At 34.7% G+C, this 21,849-nt stretch carries 12 protein-coding genes; 3 read left to right on the top strand and 9 right to left on the bottom strand.

All coding sequences use genetic code 11. The features are described from left to right. Positions 1 to 21: 21 nt before the first annotated feature. Positions 22 to 2,760, bottom strand: coding sequence for a substrate-binding domain-containing protein (locus tag DMB68_RS07145; protein WP_110345920.1), 2,739 nt, complete (start codon positions 2,758 to 2,760; stop codon positions 22 to 24). Positions 2,761 to 3,090: 330 nt separating this feature from the next. Here DMB68_RS07145 and DMB68_RS07150 point away from each other — a divergent pair, with 330 nt between their 5' ends. Together DMB68_RS07150 and DMB68_RS07155 are read left to right on the top strand one after the other, a co-directional pair. After that, complete coding sequence (locus tag DMB68_RS07150) at positions 3,091 to 4,146, top strand: GntR family transcriptional regulator (protein WP_110345921.1); 1,056 nt, start codon at positions 3,091 to 3,093, stop codon at positions 4,144 to 4,146. A gap of 182 nt (positions 4,147 to 4,328) precedes the next feature. Continuing rightward, positions 4,329 to 5,282: a hypothetical protein gene (locus DMB68_RS07155; RefSeq protein ID WP_110345922.1), complete on the top strand. Its 954-nt coding sequence runs from the start codon at positions 4,329 to 4,331 to the stop codon at positions 5,280 to 5,282. Between the two features lie 73 nt (positions 5,283 to 5,355). Here the strand turns inward: DMB68_RS07155 and DMB68_RS07160 are convergent, their stop codons facing one another. The 8 genes from DMB68_RS07160 to DMB68_RS07195 form a co-directional block, all read right to left on the bottom strand. Then, positions 5,356 to 6,333: a glycoside hydrolase family 43 protein gene (locus tag DMB68_RS07160; protein WP_110345923.1), complete on the bottom strand. Its 978-nt coding sequence runs from the start codon at positions 6,331 to 6,333 to the stop codon at positions 5,356 to 5,358. Positions 6,334 to 6,394: 61 nt separating this feature from the next. After that, positions 6,395 to 7,570, bottom strand: coding sequence for an aldose epimerase family protein (locus DMB68_RS07165; RefSeq protein WP_110345924.1), 1,176 nt, complete (start codon positions 7,568 to 7,570; stop codon positions 6,395 to 6,397). A 22-nt stretch (positions 7,571 to 7,592) separates the two neighbouring features. Further along, complete coding sequence (locus DMB68_RS07170; RefSeq protein WP_110345925.1) at positions 7,593 to 8,633, bottom strand: glycoside hydrolase family 43 protein; 1,041 nt, start codon at positions 8,631 to 8,633, stop codon at positions 7,593 to 7,595. Positions 8,634 to 8,755: 122 nt separating this feature from the next. Then, the gene (locus DMB68_RS07175) at positions 8,756 to 10,504 is read right to left on the bottom strand and encodes a sugar-binding protein (RefSeq protein WP_110345926.1); all 1,749 of its coding nucleotides are present in this window, start codon (positions 10,502 to 10,504) and stop codon (positions 8,756 to 8,758) included. Next, a complete protein-coding gene (locus DMB68_RS07180) occupies positions 10,501 to 11,553 on the bottom strand; it encodes a glycoside hydrolase family 43 protein (RefSeq protein ID WP_110345927.1) in 1,053 nt (350 codons plus the stop codon). Before DMB68_RS07180 ends, DMB68_RS07175 begins: the two co-directional genes overlap by 4 nt. 105 nt (positions 11,554 to 11,658) lie before the next feature. After that, positions 11,659 to 12,831 (bottom strand): glycoside hydrolase 5 family protein, encoded by a 1,173-nt coding sequence (locus DMB68_RS07185; protein WP_110345928.1) that lies wholly within the window; start codon positions 12,829 to 12,831, stop codon positions 11,659 to 11,661. 83 nt (positions 12,832 to 12,914) lie between these two features. Then, complete coding sequence (locus DMB68_RS07190; RefSeq protein WP_110345929.1) at positions 12,915 to 14,438, bottom strand: RagB/SusD family nutrient uptake outer membrane protein; 1,524 nt, start codon at positions 14,436 to 14,438, stop codon at positions 12,915 to 12,917. 17 nt (positions 14,439 to 14,455) lie between these two features. Then, positions 14,456 to 17,461: a SusC/RagA family TonB-linked outer membrane protein gene (locus DMB68_RS07195; RefSeq protein ID WP_110345930.1), complete on the bottom strand. Its 3,006-nt coding sequence runs from the start codon at positions 17,459 to 17,461 to the stop codon at positions 14,456 to 14,458. A gap of 386 nt (positions 17,462 to 17,847) precedes the next feature. On the opposite strand from DMB68_RS07195, the gene DMB68_RS07200 reads away from it, so the two are divergent. Then, positions 17,848 to 21,798 carry a hybrid sensor histidine kinase/response regulator transcription factor gene (locus DMB68_RS07200; protein WP_110345931.1) on the top strand — a complete coding sequence of 1,317 codons (3,951 nt, stop codon included), beginning with the start codon at positions 17,848 to 17,850 and terminating at the stop codon, positions 21,796 to 21,798. Positions 21,799 to 21,849 lie beyond the last annotated feature (51 nt).

Here is a 21,849-nt window from a genome sequence, read left to right on the forward strand (position 1 = left end):
TGCATCAATTTTAAACCAACTTTAATTTGAGGATTTGTATTCCTTAGGTGATATTCCAAATTTATTCTTAAAAGCTGTAGAAAAATAGTTTGGAGAAGTAAATCCAAGAGCGTATGCAATTTCAGAAATATTCATTTCATTTGACTTTAAAAGCTCTGCAGCTTTCTCCAGTTTGACATTATTAATATGATCGCTGATATTGATTCCAATGATTGCTTTTACTTTTCGGTACAGCTGAACCCTTGAAACACCAAGCTTGTCTGCCAAATCTTCTACTGAAAATTTAGGGTTTTCAACATTTTTATTGATCAGGTCATTCATTTTAGTAATAAACGACTGTTCGGGGTTACCAAATTTCGATTCAGGTTCTACACGGTAAATATTGTTGGTATAATAATAACGTAATTTTTCTCTGTTAAAAAGCAGGCTTAAAATAGATTGTTTTAAAATCGCAAGGCTAAAAGGCTTGGTAAGATACTGATCAACTCCGCTCTGCAATCCTTTTAAAACAGATTCCTTATTACTTTGAGCCGTTAATATAATAATCGGAATATGAGAAGTCCGTAAATCCTTCTTAAGATCTTTACTAATTTCGTAGCCATCTTTATCTACTAAATTAATGTCGCAGATTATAATGTCCGGTACAATTTCCATAGCTTTTTCAAAAGCATCGCTTCCATCAGAAGTATGCACTACATACTCACCTGATAATTTAGATTTTAAAAAAGCAACCAGATCTGTGTTGTCTTCAATCACTAAAAGAGTATGTTTCTCCGATTCAGAAGTTAAGACAGCCTCTTTGAATTCAGTATCTTCTTCAAGATAATCCGTTATCAGATTTGGAATCCTGTTTAGATTTTCCGCTGCATTTATAATTTCTGATGGCTCCAGATGACTGCTTCCTTTCAATAAAGTAATTACAAATTCGCTTCCCTGTTTCGATTTAAGTTCAATATTTCCATGATGTAAAAGCACAAACTCTTTTGACAGATGAAGCCCGATTCCGGAGCTGTTTTTGTTATTGTTCGACGCTTTAAAAAAGGGGCTAAACACATTGGACAACTCATTTTCCGGTATTCCTATTCCAGAATCCTTAAAGCTAATTTTAACCGAATTGTCCTGATTCTCTGTAATGGAAATGACTATTTTTCCGTTATCCGGAGTAAATTTAAAAGCATTAGACAGCAAATTGAAATACACTTTGTCCATCAGGCTTCTATCCATAAACAGTTCCAGGTTTTTATTTTTGCAAATAAGCTGAAAATCTATATTCCGGCGCGACGCTTCACCTTTAAAGTTGGTCATGACTTCATTTGTAAAATCGTAAACTTTAGTGTTTATAGCTCTTAAGGTAAATTTTTGCTCTTCAATTTTTCTAAAATCCAAGAGCTGATTTATTAATCGCAACAGCCTGTTCGAATTTTTATGAATCAGTTTTACTTCATCAATAAGTACAGTTCCTTTAATCTTATCATTTTCTATCAACGACTCCACATAACTCATAATCAATGTTATGGGGGTTTTAAATTCATGTGAAAGGCCAGTAAAGAAATTCAATTTTGCTTCGTTGCTCCTATCGGCAATTTTAGCCATTTCCTGAATTTCATTATTCTGATGAATTACGGTCTGGTTAATTTTTTCGAGCTGCTTTTTCTTTCTTGAAATTGAAATCGTCGAATAAATACTGTAAATAGTCAGACTCAGAATAATTACTAAGAAAAAACTCAACAGTCTTACCAGATTATTTTGCGAAGCATATTCTTTTTCCTGAACATTTATAGCACCTTGCTGGGATTCAATAACAGCTTGCTGCTGATCTACTTTATCCATCTGATTTTCGATGATCTCGGCATTATTCCTGTCGATTACAATTGTATTGAGAATATTATTTTTGGCAAAAGGTTCTTTATTGTAAATTTTCAAAGCCAGTTTCAATGCTTCATTTCCTCCGGTGGGATACAAGATTGTACCATCTAAAATGTCATTTTTTACCAACTCAATACCACCGCTAACCGTATTAAGCCCGTCAACTCCCAAAAATTTAATCTTTTTTTCTAAACCTAATGTTTTAGCAGTTTCCCATGCGCTTAAAGCCATGCGATCGTTGTGGGAAAAAATATATTCGATATCCTTATTTTGTCCCAAAATTGATTTTAGAGAAGCCTTAACAGATTCACCTTCCCAGTTGCCATGAATAGTGTTTTCGATTTTGAAACGTTTATTTTCGTTGACTACCTGAACAAATCCCAAACTGCGTTCGTAAGCCGGTGATGAACCGCTTGCTCCTGTAATTTCAACAATTTTACCAGATCCTTTACTATGTGAAATGATATACCTGGCGGCAATTCTTCCGATTTCAATATTATCAGCCCCAAGATAAGCCGTATAATTTTCTCCTTCAATTTTTCGGTCTACCACAAGAACCGGAATTCCTGCTTTTATTGATTTTTCTACAACAGCAGTCAGGGGTTTTGACTGAATAGGTGAAACGATAATAACATCTACTCTATTGGATATAAATTTTTCAATATCTTCTATCTGCTTTTGAATGTTGTTATTGGCATCACTAATATACAAATCGACTTCAGGGCGTAATGAAGCTTCAATTTTTATCGAACTGTTCATTTGTTTTCGCCAGTCGTCTGTAGTCATGGCCTGAGAAAATCCGACTTTTATTTTATTTCCCTGTTTTTGTGTGCAGGAAACTAAACTTAATGATGCTAAAAAAAACATCAAAGTATATTTTACAAATTGATACATGAAATTATGAGTTTATGTAATGAAACGAATTTAGAAACTATCTTTTAGAACAAAAACCTGTCAAAATAATTAGGAAGGATTATTTTTCTGTGACAAGCATTAAGATATATAAATAAAAGGTAAAATTAAGCTTTTATTCCGTCCATACAAATTAGAATCGACAATTCATTATTAGCAGGATTTTTTAGCAAACTTTATCTTGAATGAATTGTTGCGATTATTATATCTGACTATATTTTTTATTACTTTAAATAATATGTAAAATTATAATTGTATTTTTTACACTAATGTTTAAAAAATGATTATATTCGGCAAATAGATTAATAACAAATGAAAGCAGAAAGAGAGAATGCCACAATTAATTTAGAAATAAATTCAAGTATCCCTAAATATATCCAGATCGCAAACAGTATTGCAGATGATATTTTTGAAGGGAAATTTGTTATTGGTGAACGTCTTCCCTCGATAAGGACTATAAGCAACAAAAACGCTGTGTCACGTGATACAGCCGAAAAGGCATTTAAGGAATTACGGGATCGCAGTTTAATTTATTCGGTTACGGGACTTGGCAATTTTGTAGAATCTAAAGATCTTGATTCTAATATTAATGTGTTTTTTCTTATAAATAAGCCATGTACTTATAAAATGGAAATTTATAATTCATTTGTGAGTGCGTTGGGAGAAAAAGGCCAGGTTGATATGTACCTGTATTATTGTGATGAACAGCTTTTTATTAATGCTATAAAGAAAAATATAAATAATTACAATTATTTTGTCATCATGCCTCACTTCAGAGACGTTAACCAAAGCCATATCAATCATACACCAATAACAATTAAGGCTATTAATTCTATCCCGAAAGATAAATTGGTTCTGTTAGATAATTCCCATGCTGAAATTTCAGGAAGTTTCCCTGTGATTTATCAGGATTTTAAATTAGATGTCATTAACGCCCTTAATGAAGGAGCTGGAAAATTAAAAAAATATGAAAAAATAATTTTAGTATATCCTACAAAAGCGGTTTTTCCTTACCCTGCGGGACTTTTAGAAGGATTTTTAGAATTTTGTTCCGATCATCAATTTGAATTTAGGATTATGGAACAAATACCTGCCAGTCTGGAATTTACATCAAAAGATGCCTATATTATTATCGAAGATAATGACCTCGTAAATCTGGTACAGCAAACCAAAGAAAAAAAACTTAAAATAGGAGATGATATCGGAATTATATCTTACAATGATACTCCGCTAAAAGTTTTGTTGGATATTACGGTATTAAGCAGCGATTTTATAACAATGGGACAAAAAGCTGCAGAAGCCATACTTACCAAAACAAAAGATAATTTTAAAAATCCTTTTCTATATATTGAACGTAATTCATTGTAAAAACTAATGTTTTATACAACTGATAAGAATTGGCATTTAATTAAACATGGTCTAGACACGCAATAGTGTTGTCAAATGTTTTCGACCGGTGATGGAAATTATACAACACTTCTGTCAAACTATGTAAAAATCAATTGTTACTATTTAACAAATTTTGGTAAAGCTCCTAATTTGTATAAAAAATGAAACGAATTTTATTTTTATATTGTGTAATTTCTCCTGTGCTTTCTTTTTCACAAGCTTTCAATTATAATTCCAAAGTTTCATTTGCTATTGAGACATACGCTTTTCTTAAGGGACAGAACACAGCTCTTCAAAAAATTGCAGTCCAGTTTCCACAGCTTAAACCTAATGTTACTGTTGCAGAAAAAAATTTAAAAACCGTTTTCGGCAGAGCTGAGAAGAATCTTAAACAATTTTTGAAAGAAGAACTTAACCACAAACAATATAACTCATTACAGAATTACCTTGATTCTCTTTTACATCACCAATTTCCAAATCAAATTGAGAAAGAGAAATATGCTCACGACTTCCTTTTAAAAGTTCAGGAGCGATCTAATAATATTAATAATGAAATGCTGTCAAAAGGGATTTTGTCGTTTAAATATCATGACGCACCACATCAGGAAATTACCGATGGCCATGTTGATTTTTTTACTACCGAAAATCATCCTAAAGCAGAAGAAACTTCTTTGACAATCCCGATACCAAAAAGCTGGCTTGCTGAAGAAGCTGAAATGCCTCAAACAATTCAGCAATTTACCAGTTACTATGGGAATGGCAATGAAAAAATACTGATTGTGGTATATGATTTACCTGAAGAGCTGCAAGGTATCAAGCTGACTGAAAAATCAATTGCATCCATACTGCCTCCCAATACCAAACTTTTCCGCTCTGAAGCCGTAACAATTGATGGACTTCCTGCACTTATGATAGAAGTCGAAGAATCATTACAATATCACAAAGACTCCATGAAGGTACGAATGCTGCAATTTATGCTTGTTCAGAATCAGAAATTGTACTGTCTGCAGGGAAGCATTGGACCGGAAGAAGCACATGAAGATCTGGAATTACAGATTGAAAAATTTGAACCGCTTTTCAGACTTATTGCTTCCAGGGCAGAGCTGGATGAGTAATATATAATTTATTAGTTCCTTTTTCTTTAATTTTAAAGCAAAAAAAGTGTTCAATAACTGAACACCTTTTTTTTTAATTTTTCAAAAATCTGAAACTATTAGAAGTTGCTTTTAACTCTTTGCCTGTAAATTCCATGTCAATTATCGCAGCTTTTCTGGGTGAAACTTCAGTCTCACTAAAATGCGTATGCAATACATAATGCATTACATTGGCTTTATCCCAAAAAACATCTCCATGTCCAACACCATTGAAACCTGCGTTTTTCTTACTGATTATCGGACTATTACTTGATTTTTCCCACGGACCAAAAGGACTTTGACTTGTTGCATATCCAACAGCATAATCCGGATTTCTGAAATCATTGGTCGAGTAAATCATATAATATAAACCACCATGTTTCACTACAGTCGGACCTTCCGTTACCGGCCAATTTGTATTTTGAGTATTTTCCCATGGTAATGTTCCTGAAATACATTCCTTTAAAGTTTCTGGTTTTATACTTTGAAGGTCATCATTCAGTTCAGCAGCAAAAATGCGGTTTCCATTAGTCAGCCTTACAAAATACAAGTATTTTTTTCCATCTTCATCAATAAAAATAAAAGGATCGATTTGATTTCCGGTTTCAAATACCGGCTTTTTAGATTCGTTTTTAAAAGGCCCAAGAGGACTGTCACTGCTTGCAATGGCAATATTTTCATTAGCCGTATAAATCATGTAAAACTTGTTGTTATACTTCAAAATCTGAGGTGCCCAGAATCCTTTGTCTCCATAAGAATCGCCTTTTTTTAAAGCCAGTCCGTTCTGTGCTCCTTTCGGCTCGCTCCACTTTTGCAGATCTGAGGAAGTATATACTAAGAATCCATCACCGTTGGCTATATTTCCCGTTGTGGTTCCATATAAATAATAAGTCCCATCGTTATAAAAAATAGTCGGATCGGCTACAAAAATATTTTTTGGTACTGTTATAACAGGGGCTTTTGTCTCATCCTTATCCTGAGAACAGCAAACGAAGATGCAAAACAAACTCAATGATACAAATACATTTTTCATTTTATAATAGGTTTTTAATTGTTATTAGAAATACCATTTTTAAATTAGTACTAATACTATATTACTTGACAGAGAACTGGTAGTACGAAACAGTATGGTATTTTTCTCCCGGTTTTACTACTATTGAGGCAAATTTTGGCTGATTTGGAGCATCCGGAAAATGCTGTGTTTCTAAGGCGAAAGCTGTTCTAAAATCGTCTTTTGCACCGGATTTAAAAGTATTTTTACTCTGCATAAAGTTCCCGCTGTAAAACTGTAACCCGGGTTCCTGTGTGTAAATATCCAGAATTATTCCGGATTTGTCAGCTGAAATGGTGGCAGCATGGTTTAGTCCCTTTTTCTTAGTACCATTCAATACATAATTATGATCGTATCCTTTTCCAAATTTTAACTGCTCCTCTTTTGTTTCAATTCGCTCACCAATAGTATGTTTAGACGTAAAATCAAAAGGAGTATTTTTTACCGGTTTTAATTCTCCGGATGGAATTAACCCTTCGTCAACAGGCGTAAACTGATCGGCATAAATTTGTAATTCATGATTCAGGATTGAACCGCTTCCTTCTCCGTTCAGGTTAAAAAATGCATGATTCGTCAAATTGACAATTGTGGTTTTATCAGTCGTTGCTTCATATTCCATCTTAATAGCTGAGTCATCTGTAATGGTATAGGTCACTTTTATAGCTAAATTTCCTGGAAAACCTTGTTCTCCGTCTCGAGAAATATAACTAAAAACCAATGTGTTTTCATTCGTTTTTTTTACATCCCAAACTACATCCTGAAAACCTTTTACACCGCCGTGCAAAGCATTTTTGCCATTGTTTATCGGAATTTGGTATTCTTTTCCTTCCAAAGTAAATTTTCCTTTTGCAATTCGGTTACCCACTCTTCCGATTGTGGCTCCGAAATAAGGTTCAGTAGCGGTTTTAAAACCTTTAGCACTGTTCATTCCGACTACAACATCAGTTTGTTTTCCGTTTTTATCGGAAACCCAAAGTCCGATTAATCTTCCTCCATAATTGGTAAATGCGGCTTTTATACCTTTATTCTCCATCCAGTATAATTGGACTTTTTTACCATCAATTATTGTATCAAAATTTTTAGCTTCTAAAACCGTTTGGATAGAATCTGTTAGAATTTCAGAAGTATCTTTTACAGAGGCATTTTCTTTCTTGTTTTCTTTACAATTAAATTGAAAAAGTGCCAGCATTGCTACTGCAGCGATTCGAATGTTTCTCATTTATATATTTTTAAGATGATTTTTATTTGGATGGAACAGCCAAAATACTTTCTTCACTAACAGGCTCGCCAAAAATAGGAAAACCGTTAGCATCCCAGTTGATTTTCTGCATTCGCGGAGATCTTTTATTACCGCAGCCTTCACCCGGATTCGAATTGGCATGATATAAAATCCAGTCTTCTTTTCCGTCAGGGGATTTAAAAAAAGAATTATGTCCTGGAGCATACACTTTATTTTTATCTGATTGCTTAAATATCGGCTCATCTGATTTTTTCCACGCCGAAGCATCCAGTAAATTATCCGTTCCCCTAAAAGTCAGCAATCCTAAAGCGTAATAATCTGTCCAACAGCCGCTGGCAGAAAACACGATAAAAATTTTATTTCCGTTAGCCAAAAATTGCGGGCCTTCATTTACGTTTACCTGAGGCGGGTTATTAGGGTCATTTAGCTTTCCGTGTGTTTCCCAGTCGTAATTTGGTGAAGATATCAAAACCCTGTCCCCTTCTATTTCAAGCGGATTTTTCATTTTTGCAATGTAAATATTCTGCTGCCCGTTGGTATCGCCTTCCCAGCCAGCCCAAATCATATACAGCTGATTTTTATGCTTAAAAACATTTCCGTCAATTGCCCATTTATCTGTTTTTGCTGCTATTTTACCTTTAAATTCCCATTTTCCTTTAAACGGATCTGAAGATTTATTTTCTAAAACATACATTCTGTGTGTATTATTATCACCGTTGTCTGCAGCAAAATAGGCATACCACTTGCCGTCGATTATATGAAATTCCGGAGCCCAGATATCAGCTGAATAATCAGTTCCTTTTGGTGCCTGCCATATCACTTTGCTTTCTGCATTTTTAAGATTAGCTAAATTTTTAGTTTTCCATAAAACAAGTCTGTTCTGTAATGTATTTGTATAGTAATAATACCCGTTATAATATGTACTATATGGATCAGCACCGGAAGGCAGAATCGGATTAGAGAAGGTTTCGGCAGATTTTGACTGAGCATTGGCTATCAATCCTAGAAAAAGGAAAATGAATACTATTATTTTATCTTTCATTAGTGCGCATTTATGATTTTAAACAAATAATTACCAGGCCATTTCCACATAGCCTGGCAATTAAAACTAAACTTAACTAACCAATTAATCATGTGAATTTTATTTCACATTTTTTTATTCTCTTAATTATTCAATTTTAAAGTCGACCATGTGTAAGGCTGACCGTTTATATTGTTAGAGATGTTTTCTGTATAATTTGCGAATCCCCTTTCACGCAATTCTATATTATAACCTATTCTGGCTTGTTTGGCTGGCATTCCACCCAATAACGTCCAGGGAATTTTAGTCTCTACCTGATAACCATTAGCTGTTTTAGCAACATTGATTACAACTCCCTGCGGATTTTGCAATTTTTTCCATTTACTGTTTTCACCTTCAGACATCGAAAAAAGTGCCGTTTGTCCTAATTCCAGTTTAAAAATAGATTTTCCGGGAGCAATCAGGTTTTTGTTTTTTGGATCTAAATACAAATTAAAACCGTCACTTTCTGATATCGCATTTACATTTGTAATCTGGCTGTCTTTTACTTTTGCAAGAACATACAAAAACGAGGCATCATAGCTAAAATTGGCTTGTAACTGAGTCGCTCCTGTCTGACCAATAAAAACCGGAAGTTTTTTTTGCCATATTACTTCATTGGTTTGCCCGTCAATAGTTACGGTTTCATTTTCGGCATTAATTTCGGGCACAACATGTCCCTTTATCATCCATACCTGAGAGGCATTTCCAAACTGATTTGTGGTAGTTAAGGCCACAACCGTATCATCATCTAAAACAGTAATGCTGTTCCATAATGCTGATTTTCCACTTGAAATTAAAAACGGAACTGATTTTCTGTTGAAATTTCTTGCCTGATTATTACCAATAACGATTTTCATTTCAGCATTATTAATATCATTTGTCGCTCTGTTTTCTGTTCCCTGATACGACATTAAAACTTCACCTGTACTCAATTGTACCAAATAAGGAGCGCCGGCATAAACTGCATTGTTTAATTCTTCTGTCAATGCATAGTTTCTGTTGCTGCTGCTTCCATCAACAATTTGTTTCCAGTTTTCGGCAATTGTATTTCGAATGATATAAGGCTTAAACTGATTATTAACGCCATTGTCTTCTATTGAAAACACAATTTCATTCTGGTTTTTAAGCAATAAAGGTGATGGCATACCGTCTCTCTTCCCAGATCTGAAACTCACAATTTCAGGAGCCGCAGACCATGTAGCACCGTTATCTGAAGAACGGAGCAGCGAGATATTTTGCTCGTCAGAATTTCTGTAAACATTTTCATTTGAAAAAAACAATTGAATTTCTCCACCTGGAAGCTGCAATGCTGAGGGTTCCCAACAGCCATTTCCAAAATCAGAATCCGCTTCGTATACTTTTTTATTATCACTCCAGGTTAATCCCCCGTCAACACTTTTAACTGTATTAATAGAAAACTTTTCACCACTGCCTGCGATTGGTCTTGGATTGTAACAAATCAAAATAGAATTATCCTGTAACAGCACAATATCCGGAGTAGTCATATTTACGGCAGCGGTTCCTGAAACTGCCTTTACCGCATCACTCCATGTTTTTCCCAAATCATTACTGATTTTTACTAAAATAGCTCCTCCGGATTCATAAGTACAGATTAATTTTTTGTCGTTTAACTGAATCAGTCTTCCGTAACCGTTATAATCAGAATTGTTTTTATCTGAAATTTGAGTCATGGATGCGTAATCCCAGGCTATCCTGATTCCTTCAGTTGCTGGTTTTGATGCAATCTGCTCCTCAACAGGTTCCTGATTATTCGTGTCATTTCCATCGCTGCTACAGGAAAATAACGGAATGCACAAAAGCAACAGTAATACGTTATTTATATTTTTCATTTGTTTTTTTGATTTGATTCTGTTTTGGTCAGGCCAAATTTTTTCACCAGACTATCATATTCTTTTCCCGAGATTGAAATCATGCAGCCATGACGTACTTTTTCCGGAAAACTGTATTTGTCCCAGTCAGCAAAAAAAGTATATCCTGAAGCCTGATACCAGGGTCCGTTTAGATTATCTGCGATTGATAAACCGTAAGAAACTCCGGGATATTGTTCGTAATACATGTACCAAATTTTGTCATCCGGAGAAGGAATCAGCATAGGAGCTTCTCGAAAATTGGGACTTATCGATTGTTGGGGCAAAGAATAAGGACCTAAAAGTGATTTAGATTTTGCAATTCGGATGGTTTTTCCGGTTGTCCAGTACAAAGTTGGATAGGTTTCATCCTTGATTACGGCGTAGTAGGAATCGCCGATTTTACGGATAAAAACATCAATAGTTCCCATATCCCAATCAAATAAACGTTTGGGTGTTCCTTCGAAAGTTTTTAAATCTTTGGATAAAACATACAATGTTCTCTGGCTTGCCCAATAACGTTCCGGATCTTCCTTTGTTCCGTCAAGATGTGGCGTATGCCAGGTCATAATAAATTTGCCGGAATCGTTATCATAATACAATTTTGGAGCACCAATTCGCTGTAACGCATTTGAATAATCCGGTGTACTTTTTAAGTCAGGCGTATAGTCCGAATGTCTTTTCCATTTTATTAAATCCTCCGAAACCCAAATATTGATACTTTTTGCATCATCTCCTGTATTACCGGCTATGTAATATTTTCCGTCGGGGCCTTTGCAGATATCAGGGTGTCCTTTATATTCTTCAAATACTCTTTTTCCGTTGTTTAAATTATCCCAATGAAGCCCGTCAAGGCTTACAGAATAATACAATCTTCCGTAATCATTATGAGTCATATGAGCAAAAAGATACGCCTCGTTTTTAGGTTTTTCGCTGCCCTTAACTTGCCCGGGCGGATCCGGCTGCTGTGCATTTACTGAAAATCCAGCCAGAATTGTCATCAGAAAAAATAATTGTTTTACTTTTTTCATAAGCTTTTTTAATGTGACAATTAGTCAATTTGATAATGAGATAATTTTTAAGGTATGTTAATTGACTAATTTTCTAATTATCAAATTGACACATTATCTAATTCTCTAATTCTTCTTATTCACTTCTGAAGTCATTTTTGTAATCAAATCCGTTTCTGCTTTTATGTATGGTGTTCCGTCGTTTTGAAACACTTCGTGAAACCATAATTTTGGAGCTGCATCATATGTTTTGGTCCAGCTGTCCCAGGCATATTTTGTTTGTGATTTTCCATCGACAAATCCCCAGTTAATCATTCCAACATTGTACTTTTTAGCAATTGGGAGAAAACCTTCAAAAGTGCTTCCGTTTGGTCTTGCCATATATTCTGTACAAATCATTGGTTTACCGTAACGCTGCAATTGTTTGATTACTTTTTCGAAATCCTCCGGTTTATTGTAATTATGGAAAGAAACAAAATCTGACTGCTCCAACTGCATTTTATGCATTGGGAGCATTTTAGCTTCGTCGCTCCAGTCGCCTAACCAGACTCCCGAAGTCAAAGGCTGTGAAGGATTGCTTTCTCTTGCCCACACAAATACATCTTTTAAGAGCGCTAAAACCAATTCGGGTTTGTTTTTAATTTCAACTTTCTCGTAAGATGGTCCTGTCATATTATCTGGTTCATTCCAAAGGTCCCATCCTAAAATTCTTTTGTCATCCCTGAATTTTGAAATTGTTCCTTTTACATATTTTTCTAAGCGTGGATATTGTGTAGAATCCTGCAAAACCTTTTGTCCCGGACTTTGCACCCAGCCAGAATTGTGTTTATGAGGCTGCGGGGCACGCTGTTTTCCTAATGCAGGAAACGGATCCCAGCAGGAATCAAACAAAACGAATAATGTTTTGATATGATGTTTGTCTGCAATTTCCAAAAAAGTATTCATCCGTTTATAAAGCCCTTCTGCATCCTGCTTATGCAATAAATCATGCAGGTATACACGCATTACATTCATTCCGATTCCTTCTGCCCAGCCTAGTTCCTGATCGATTCTTTTAGGATCAAAAGTGTCTTCCTGCCACATTTCCAACTGATTTATGGCAGTGCTTGGATAATAATTGGCACCCACCAGCCATGGCTGTTCTGCGTACCATTTAGTAGCCTGCTCCTTGCTCCAGATTTCTCTTTTTTCAGTTACAGCTGTTTCTTTATTCTGTTCACTTGTGCTTTTATTGTCTTTACAACTAAGCAATACAGATCCTGCTAACAGGATTGTTAGGTACAATTTTACTTTTCTCATTATAAATTTTGTTATTTTTTGAACAATCGTTCTTTATGATAAGGGAATCCGATTTGAGTGATCTGATTCCCCTAAAAATTAGTTTAATATTCCGGGTGCTGATTTAAATTTGGATTGTTCTCATCTTCAACTTGTGGGATAGGTAATCTGTGGTGTTTACCTACTACGAAATTATTAAAGTCAGGGTCACGCAATGCGATTTTATCAACAGAAGCCTGTGAATTTAAATCTCCCCAACGTTTTAAATCTTCCCAGCGAACACTTTCGCCTGCTAATTCCAGAGCTCTTTCCATTTTTAAGCGCTCTAAAAATTTATCATGATCATTTCCAATCTCAGGATGCGCAACAGCCAATGTGTTTAGATTTACACGTGCTCTCACCATGTCAACATACTGATAAGCATCGGCAGTATTTCCGGTTTCGTTTAAAACTTCTGCGTAACGTAACAGGATATCAGCATATCGAATTAATCGGTAGTTTACCTGGCTGTAATAATCTTCATTATTTCGGTAATAATCCCTGCTTCCTTTTCTGAACCAGGCTTCATTGCCCCACTCCCAGTTTTTACCATATGTTTTATCTCCGAAATCAGCTAATAATTCAGGATAATATAATGTCCATCTTAAACGAATATCAAGAGTACCGGCTTTATTTGGTTCCTGTTTAAAAGCATTTACTAACCATAAACGAGCCTGTCCGTCTGACCACCCAATACTTCTTGGAGCAAAAAACTGTGCACGGTTGCTGGAAACAGCAGCACTTTGGCTTTCGTCAGTACCTCCCAGCCTGTTATCTCCAAACTGAATTTCAAATACAGATTCACTGTTATTTTCGCTGACATCAGTAAAATTGTCTCTGTAATTGGAAACTAAACTATATCTGGCACCTGGTCCTGTAATTAAATATTCCAGAGCTGTTTTTGCTTCAGCCCATTTACGCTGCTGCATGTAAACTTTTGCTAAAAAGGCTTTTGCAGCACCTTTGTCAGGTCTTCCTGTTTGGTCTGCCCCCCATGAAGGTGGTAAATCGGCGAAAGCCTCGTTTAAATCTTTTTCTACCTGAGCCCAGACTTCAGTTACATTTTTCTGTGCCGGTAAATCTGATGGCGTAGAAGGTGTTAAAACGATTGGAATATCTTCCCACAAAACGGCAGCATAATAATAGTGTAAGGCTCTTAAAAACTTAGCCTGAGCCAGAATTTTCTTTTTATCATCTTCGTTCTGAAAAGCAATATTTGGAACATTAGCCAATACCTGATTACATCTAAAAATGGCTTTGTAGGTATCTCTCCATGTTACAACCTGTCCTTCCCAAAAATTATAATTGACATAATTGAATCTTGTCCAATCCGCTAATTCTGTCCACGGACTTACGCTATATCCTTCATCAGAAGTTAAATCCAGACGAAAATAAATCCATCTTGCCCATAATCCATCTTTATAAAACATGGCATAAATTGCGTTTACTCCTGCCTGAGCATCACTTTCTGTTTTCCAAAATTGCTCTGTTGTCAGTGCGTTTGGGTTAGTTTGTGCAAGCTCATCATCACATGAAGATGCAAATAGGATACTTATCAAACCGATTGTTATTATAATTATCTTTTTCATTATGCTATTTTTTAAAATTAAAAACCAAACTCGACACCAAATGAATATGTTTTCAGATTTGGAAAAGCTCCCACATCAACACCTCTTTCAAAAATATTACCATTGCTAAACTCAGGATCCAGTCCTTTGTATTTGGTTATTGTAAGTATATTTTGTGCTGATAAACTTAATCTTGCTCTTGAAATTCCTGCTTTTTTCAAAACATTCTCCGGAACATTAAATCCAAATCCTATGTACTTAAGTCTGATAAAATCACCGCTTTCCAGAAATCTGTCAGTATCTCCTCTGGAGTTTAAAGTAGAACCTTTTGTGATTCTTGGAAAATCAGTATTTGGATTTTCAGGAGTCCATGGCTGAATTCCGGTTCTGTAATTACTATTATCATCAAAACGGTCTACCACGCTTCTAAATCCGTTATAAACTGTAGCTCCGTGAGAACCAATCCAGTTCATTGAGAAGTCAAAACTTTTATAGGAAGCACCGGCATTCAACCCCATTTCAAATTCAGGCCACGGACTTGCTACGATATCCTTATCTTCGTTTGTAATTTGACCATCATCATTAACGTCTTTAAATCTAATATCACCCGGTTGGGCATTTGGCATAATAACCTGTCCCTGAGAGTTTTTATAATTCTGGATTTCCTCCTGAGTCTGAAATAACCCATCAGTCTTTAAAACGTACCACATTCCTACTGCACCTCCGTCTCGTGTGATAGTATTTCCCTGAAAATGTGTATTTTGTCCGTTACCTAATGCAACCAGTTTGTTGTTTAATTTTGTAAAATTTAAAGAAGCATTAAATGAAAAATCATTAATTTTTTTACTGTATGCCAACTCTAATTCAAAACCTTTGTTTTCTACTGTAGCCGCATTAGAAATTGGATTTCCACCGTCGCTGCCTGTAGTCATTAAAATTGGAAATCCATATAATACATCCTCTGTACGAGCTATGAAATAATCAGCTGTAAAACGAAGATCATTATTAAGAATTCCTAAATCCATACCGATATTCGTTTGTTTTAGTTTTTCCCAACGCAATTGAGAATTAGCCAATCTTACCTGTGTTGCTGATGGATACATAATTTGGCCATTTCCTAATATAATAGCACCATTTGTATTAATGAAACCCTGATATTCATAGTTTCGAATAGCACCACTGCCTAATTCACCATAACTGGCTCTTAATTTTAAATCTTTTATAAAATCAGCTTTAAAAAAAGGCTCATTACTTACTCTCCATCCTAATGATACTGATGGGAAATTCCCCCATTTATTTCCATCACTAAATTTTGAAGATCCATCGCGTCTAAAAACAGCATTAAAAAGATAACGATCTGCATAATTATATTCCAGCCTTCCTAAATAAGATGTTAAAGCAGCTTCTTCTCTAAAGCCCGCTACTTCCGGTGAATCACCTAAATCCAAAACATCAAAATACTGACCTGTACTTGGATTAACCAAAAGGTTTCTCTTCGTTCCGCTGATCTGGTTATAATTGTCTTTTTGAAAAGTCTGTCCTACCAATGCAGTAATATTGTGTTTGCCGAATTGTTTTTTGAAAGTCAGCGTATTTTCATAAAGCATTGTTTCAGATCTTCCTTTATTTTGGTTGATGAAAGATTTTTCAACAGGCTGATTTAAAGACCAGTTCCCAATTTTTCTGATAAAATTATAGCTATCAAAGCTGGTTTCATATCCAAAATTGAAACGGTATTTCAGCCATGAAGTAAATTTTAGCTCTGACCACACATTTCCTCTTATTCTGAAATTCTCATTTGTCGTATTTGCAAATTCAGCAATTGCTAATGGATTTGTTCCAAAAGTATCTGCAACACCTTGTTTACCGTATCCATATCCTCCCGGATTGGCAGCATCGTAAACCGGAATTGTTGGTGTCAATCTGTAAACATCAATAATTGGGTTTCCTGACATTTCATCTGTTTTGGCATTACTTAATGCAATGTTTTCTCCAATACTGAAAATTCCTTTTGAACCACTTGAATTTACCCTGAATGAAATTCTGTCAAAATCAGTTCCAACAACGGTTCCTTCATTTCCAAAATAATTTCCTGAGATGAAAAAGGTAGAATTATCTCCGCCACCTGAAAAACTGGCATTATAATCCTTGATCATTCCTGTACTGAAAACCTCATTTTGCCAATCTGTATTTACTGACATATTAAGATTTTGTCTAGGAAGACCAGCATTGTCGTATGCCATATTATTATATTTTGCGAACTCTTCAGTTCCCATCAAATCGTATTTTGGCATTACAGTAAAACTTGTTTTTGCCGAAACTTCAACCTGAAGCGGTCCTTTTTTTCCTTTTTTGGTTGTAATAATAATAACTCCGTTTGCAGCTCTTGATCCATAAATAGCAGCTGCCGAAGCATCCTTTAAAACCTGAATACTTTCGATATCGTTAGGGTTAAAATCTCTGTTGGCCGTTGTTATCAAACCATCGATTACGTACAGCGGATTGGTACCCTGAAGATTCTTCAGACCACGAATCTCGATATTGGCTTCCTGTCCTGGTCTTCCTCCCCCACGAACTTTAACACCGGTAACCAGTCCCTGCAGCCCTTCGGCAACTGTGGTCACTTGTCTCTTTTGGATTTCATCTGCTTTCACTACTGAAATCGCTCCCGTTAAGTCCTTTTTCGACTGCGAGCCATATCCCACAACTACAACTTCGTTTAATGAAAGTACATCGGGGGTCAGGGAAACATTTATTGAAGTCTGATTGTTTACCGGAACTTCTTTTGATTTATAGCCCTGCGAACTGAACACCAGGATGTCTGTTCCTTTTGCTGTAATGGAATAACTTCCGTCAAAATCGGTAACGGCTCCAGTAGACGTATTTTTAATTAATACATTAGCAAATGGTATGGCTTCTCCTCCTGCAGAAGATACTCTCCCTTTAATAGCAATCTGCTGCGCATAGGTTTGTTGTAGTAATAAACTAAAGAAAAACAAGAGGTAATATCTCTGGTTTAAAATTTGAGTGAACTTTGTTTTCATTGATTTTTCATTTTAGATAGTTTTCTTTTGGTCGGTTTTTAAATTTGGGTACTTAAAAGTTAATCATCCCTGATTCGAGCAAAAAAATAATCAGTGTTGCTCTTAAATAATAATTTGTTCATTTGTTTTAAAATTATAATATATGTATTTTTTCAAACAATTATTTATTGATACATTATTTTTTAAGCTTAAAAATTATCAATATGATTTATTTGAAAATTCAAAGTAGATGATTTTTATTCAAAATAAAATGCTTCATTTGTGTCAATATTTAAATCAAATGATTCAAATCGTACTGAAAATCAACCAATTTGATTCGTTTGCAACATTTTGTAGAAGATTGACCTGATTTGTAAAACCAACCTTTGCCATAAAAAAAACCAACAATGCGTAAATTCTTTCTTTTTTTATTTTTATTTCTTTTGTCTGTAAATTTTATTCAATCGCAGGAATATTATTTTAAGCATTTTCAGGTGGAAGAAGGTTTATCTAATAATACTGTTATTACCTCGATGCAGGATGAAGACGGTTTTATGTGGTTTGGAACAAAAGACGGCTTAAACAGATTTGATGGTTATCGTTTTAAAACATATCGAAGCAATGGTGATCCGTTTCATAGTTTAGGAAGCAATTATATTCAGTCCCTGCACGAATACAATAAAACAATCTGGGTAGGAACAGATAAAGGTCTGTATCAATATGACAAGAAAAATGATCAGTTTGCCATTTTAAATGAAGCAATAAACGATCGTATTAACGATATAAATCATGATAAAAAAGGAAACATTTGGTTTATATCTGGTAATATCTTATACAAATATGCACAGGATAAAAAACAGACAATTACTTTTAATCCAAATAAATATTTTGCTGCAACATCCATTACAAAAGATACAAAAGGGGAAATATGGGCTTCATCATTAAACAAATTGTATCATTATTCTGAAGAAAGCCTTTCATTTGAAAATATCGTTTTAAATCCGCCTTCCAACAAAGCAAACTTCAGAATTACCATTATCTACGCTTTGGATCAAACCAATATTGCAATAGGAACACAGGATCATGGCGTATTGATTTATGACAGGCAGCATAAAACTTTAAATGAATTAAAATTCAGCATCAAAGAACCTGTTTTTGTTCGTCAGTTCAAAAAACGGGGAAATGAAGAACTTTGGATTGCCAGTGAATCCGGTGTCTACGTTTACAATCTCAGAAACCACACATGTTTGAATCTTCGAAAAAATTATAACGATCCGTATGCTATTTCAGACAATGCTGCATATTCGATTACGATTGACAAGGAAAACGGAATCTGGGTTGGAACTTATTTCGGAGGAATTAACTATCATCAAAAGCAATACACACAATTCAAAAAATATTTTCCTCAAAAAAATCAAAATTCTATTAGCGGAAGCGCTGTCAGAGAAATTCACAAAGATGATTTTGGCGATATATGGATTGGTACCGAAGATGCTGGTCTAAACAGACTCAATCCAAAAACACAGAAATTTACTTCTTACCTGCCAAACGGAAGTAAAAGCGGAGTTTCTTTTTATAACATTCATGCATTATTGCCCCGAAAGGATAAAATCTGGGCAGGAACTTTTGAACACGGTCTTGATGTTTTAGATCGAAAATCAGGCGCTGTCATCAAACATTACAGTGCAAATGATCCTTTGACCGGATTACGCAGCAATTTTATTTTTTCATTTTATGAAACGAGAAAGAAACAGCTTTTTGTAATTACAGCTTCGGGAATTTACATTTATAATGAACAAAAAGATACGTTTGATATTCAGAAAATGTTTCCGGAAACCTCGCATTATACGACTTTTAAAGAAGATCGTTACGGAAATTATTGGGCCGGAAGTTACCGTGATGGTCTGTTTTTCTACAATCTAAAAACCGGAAAAAAAGAGGTTTTTATATATGATTACAAGAATCCGAAAGGAATCAGCAATAATTCCATTAATTCGATTTTTGAAGACAGTCATCAAAATTTATGGTTTGCCACTGAAAACGGACTGAATTTATTTGATAAAAAGACAAGAACTTTTAAAAAATTCACAACTAAAAACGGACTTCCGAGTAATGTCATTTATTCGATTTTAGAAGATGATACCAAAAATTTATGGCTGACTACTTCAAAAGGTCTGGTGAAATTTAATCCGAATGATAAAAGCGTTAAAATTTTTACCACTGCCAATGGTTTACTGAGTGACCAGTTCAATTACAGTTCTGCTTTTAAGGACACTAACGGCGATATGTACTTTGGGAATCTGAATGGAATGATTAGCTTTAATCCCAAGAATTTTACCAAAAATAAATACACACCATCTATTTTTATTACCAATCTTCAAATTAATAATAAAGACATTGATGTCAATACGGCTGATTCTCCACTTGAACAATCCATTTCACATATAGAGGAATTAGAACTCACAAATAATCAGTCATCGTTTAATCTTGAATTTGCTTCGTTAAATTACACAGCTTCAGAACTTACCGAATATTGGTTCAAGCTTGAAAATGTAAATCAGGATTGGGTTTATCTGGAACGCAACAATAAAGTTTTTTTTACCGAACTGGCTCCGGGTGATTATGTTTTTAAAGTAAAATCACTTAACAGTTTTGGCGTATGGAGTAAGGAAGCAAAACTGAAAATTACAATATTGCCACCATTTTATGCCAGCTCTTATGCCTACTTTTTTTATTTTCTGGTCGTTTGCGGTTCTTTTTATTATATCATTCGGTACTCACAAAATCTGACACAGGTAAAAAACAACCGAAAAATAAAACATCTGAACGACGAAAAGGAAAAAGAGCTTTATCAGGCTAAAATTGACTTTTTTACAAATGTTGCACATGAAATCAGAACGCCTCTAACGCTGATAAAAGGCCCATTGGAAAAATTATTAACTATAGAACACCATTCTCCCGAAGTACCGCAAAATCTATCTATAATGAAGAAAAACACTTCAAGGCTTTTGAAGTTGGTGAATGAATTACTGGATTTTAGAAAATCTGAAATTGGCGGACTGAAACTTACTTTTGTAGAAACCAATATTTCAGCCATGGTTCGGAATTTACATTTGCGTTTCAGCCAGTTAATCGACGAAAGAGGAATTAATTTTGAACTGGAGCTGGGAGAAAAAGACATTTTTGCTTTTGTAGACAAAGAAGCATTCAAAAAAATCCTAAGCAATTTAATCAGTAATGCTATAAAATATTCTAATAACACAGTCGTAATAAAGCTATTCAGAGATGATAAAAAATTGAACCTGATGATTAAAAATGATGGTAATTTGATTCCGTTTCAATTAAAAGATAAGATTTTCGAGCCTTTTTTCAGAGTTGACAATATGGATTCTACTTCCGGAACCGGAATTGGACTTTCTCTGGCAAATTCACTGGCGCAACTGCATAACGGAAGTTTACAATTAGTTTCTGATGCAAAACTGAATATTTTTGAACTTACTGTACCGCTCCATCAGGAACAGGAATTTATGTTTTATACAGATAATGAAAAAGAAAAAACGGAAAAGGAAACAGCAGTTATTTCAACTGACCCTAAACAGGAAAAATCCCAAATATTAATTGTTGAAGATAATGAAGATCTTTTAAGCTTTATTGGATCAGAACTAAGCTCATCTTACACCATTTTAAAAGCACAAAATGGTGAAGAAGCCTTAAAAATAATCCATAATGAAAATATTCAGTTAGTCATCAGCGATGTGCAAATGCCTGTTATGGATGGGATTTCGTTGTGCAAAAACATAAAAGCCAATTTAGAAACCAGTCATATTCCGGTTATTTTATTAACGGCAAAAAACTCTCTTAAATCTCAGATTGATGGTCTGGAAGTTGGTGCCGATGCCTATATTGCCAAACCTTTTTCGATGGATTATCTGAAGGTTCAGACCAATAATTTAATTGAAAACAGAAAGCAGATTATGAATTATTATGCCAGTTCACCGCTTTCTCACATTAAAAGTATTGCACACAATAAAACAGATGAAAAGTTCCTTAAAAAGCTTGATGAAGAAATACTTAAAAATATAACTGATCCTGATTTAAGTGTAGAATCTTTAGCAGAAATTATGAATATGAGCCGTTCTACTTTGTATCGAAAAATAAAAGATATTTCAAATTTAAGTCCGAATGAGCTAATCAATATTGTACGCTTAAAAAGAGCAGCAGAATTGCTTTTGAATGAAAATTATAAGATATATGAAATTGCTGAAATGGTAGGTTATAAATCACAAACCAATTTTGGAAGGAATTTTCAAAGGCATTTTTCAATGTCACCGTCAGATTATATTACAATGAATAAATAATATAATGCATTTGGTAAAATTAAAAAGAAATGTCAAGCTGAGCGGAGTCGA

Origin of the sequence: Flavobacterium hydrophilum (assembly GCF_003202405.1) — a bacterium.
GTDB classification, from domain to species: Bacteria; Bacteroidota; Bacteroidia; order Flavobacteriales; family Flavobacteriaceae; genus Flavobacterium; species Flavobacterium hydrophilum.

Bases quoted from the DNA above. Each gene is read 5' to 3' on its own strand.
- DMB68_RS07175 (WP_110345926.1), bottom strand. From the start codon at position 10,504: ATGAAAAATATAAATAACGTATTACTGTTGCTTTTGTGCATTCCGTTA.
- DMB68_RS07185 (WP_110345928.1), bottom strand. From the start codon at position 12,831: ATGAGAAAAGTAAAATTGTACCTAACAATCCTGTTAGCAGGATCTGTA.
- DMB68_RS07165 (WP_110345924.1), bottom strand. From the start codon at position 7,570: ATGAGAAACATTCGAATCGCTGCAGTAGCAATGCTGGCACTTTTTCAA.
- DMB68_RS07170 (WP_110345925.1), bottom strand. From the start codon at position 8,633: ATGAAAGATAAAATAATAGTATTCATTTTCCTTTTTCTAGGATTGATA.
- DMB68_RS07200 (WP_110345931.1), top strand. From the start codon at position 17,848: ATGCGTAAATTCTTTCTTTTTTTATTTTTATTTCTTTTGTCTGTAAAT.
- DMB68_RS07155 (WP_110345922.1), top strand. From the start codon at position 4,329: ATGAAACGAATTTTATTTTTATATTGTGTAATTTCTCCTGTGCTTTCT.
- DMB68_RS07180 (WP_110345927.1), bottom strand. From the start codon at position 11,553: ATGAAAAAAGTAAAACAATTATTTTTTCTGATGACAATTCTGGCTGGA.
- DMB68_RS07150 (WP_110345921.1), top strand. From the start codon at position 3,091: ATGAAAGCAGAAAGAGAGAATGCCACAATTAATTTAGAAATAAATTCA.
- DMB68_RS07190 (WP_110345929.1), bottom strand. From the start codon at position 14,438: ATGAAAAAGATAATTATAATAACAATCGGTTTGATAAGTATCCTATTT.
- DMB68_RS07145 (WP_110345920.1), bottom strand. From the start codon at position 2,760: ATGTATCAATTTGTAAAATATACTTTGATGTTTTTTTTAGCATCATTA.
- DMB68_RS07195 (WP_110345930.1), bottom strand. From the start codon at position 17,461: ATGAAAACAAAGTTCACTCAAATTTTAAACCAGAGATATTACCTCTTG.
- DMB68_RS07160 (WP_110345923.1), bottom strand. From the start codon at position 6,333: ATGAAAAATGTATTTGTATCATTGAGTTTGTTTTGCATCTTCGTTTGC.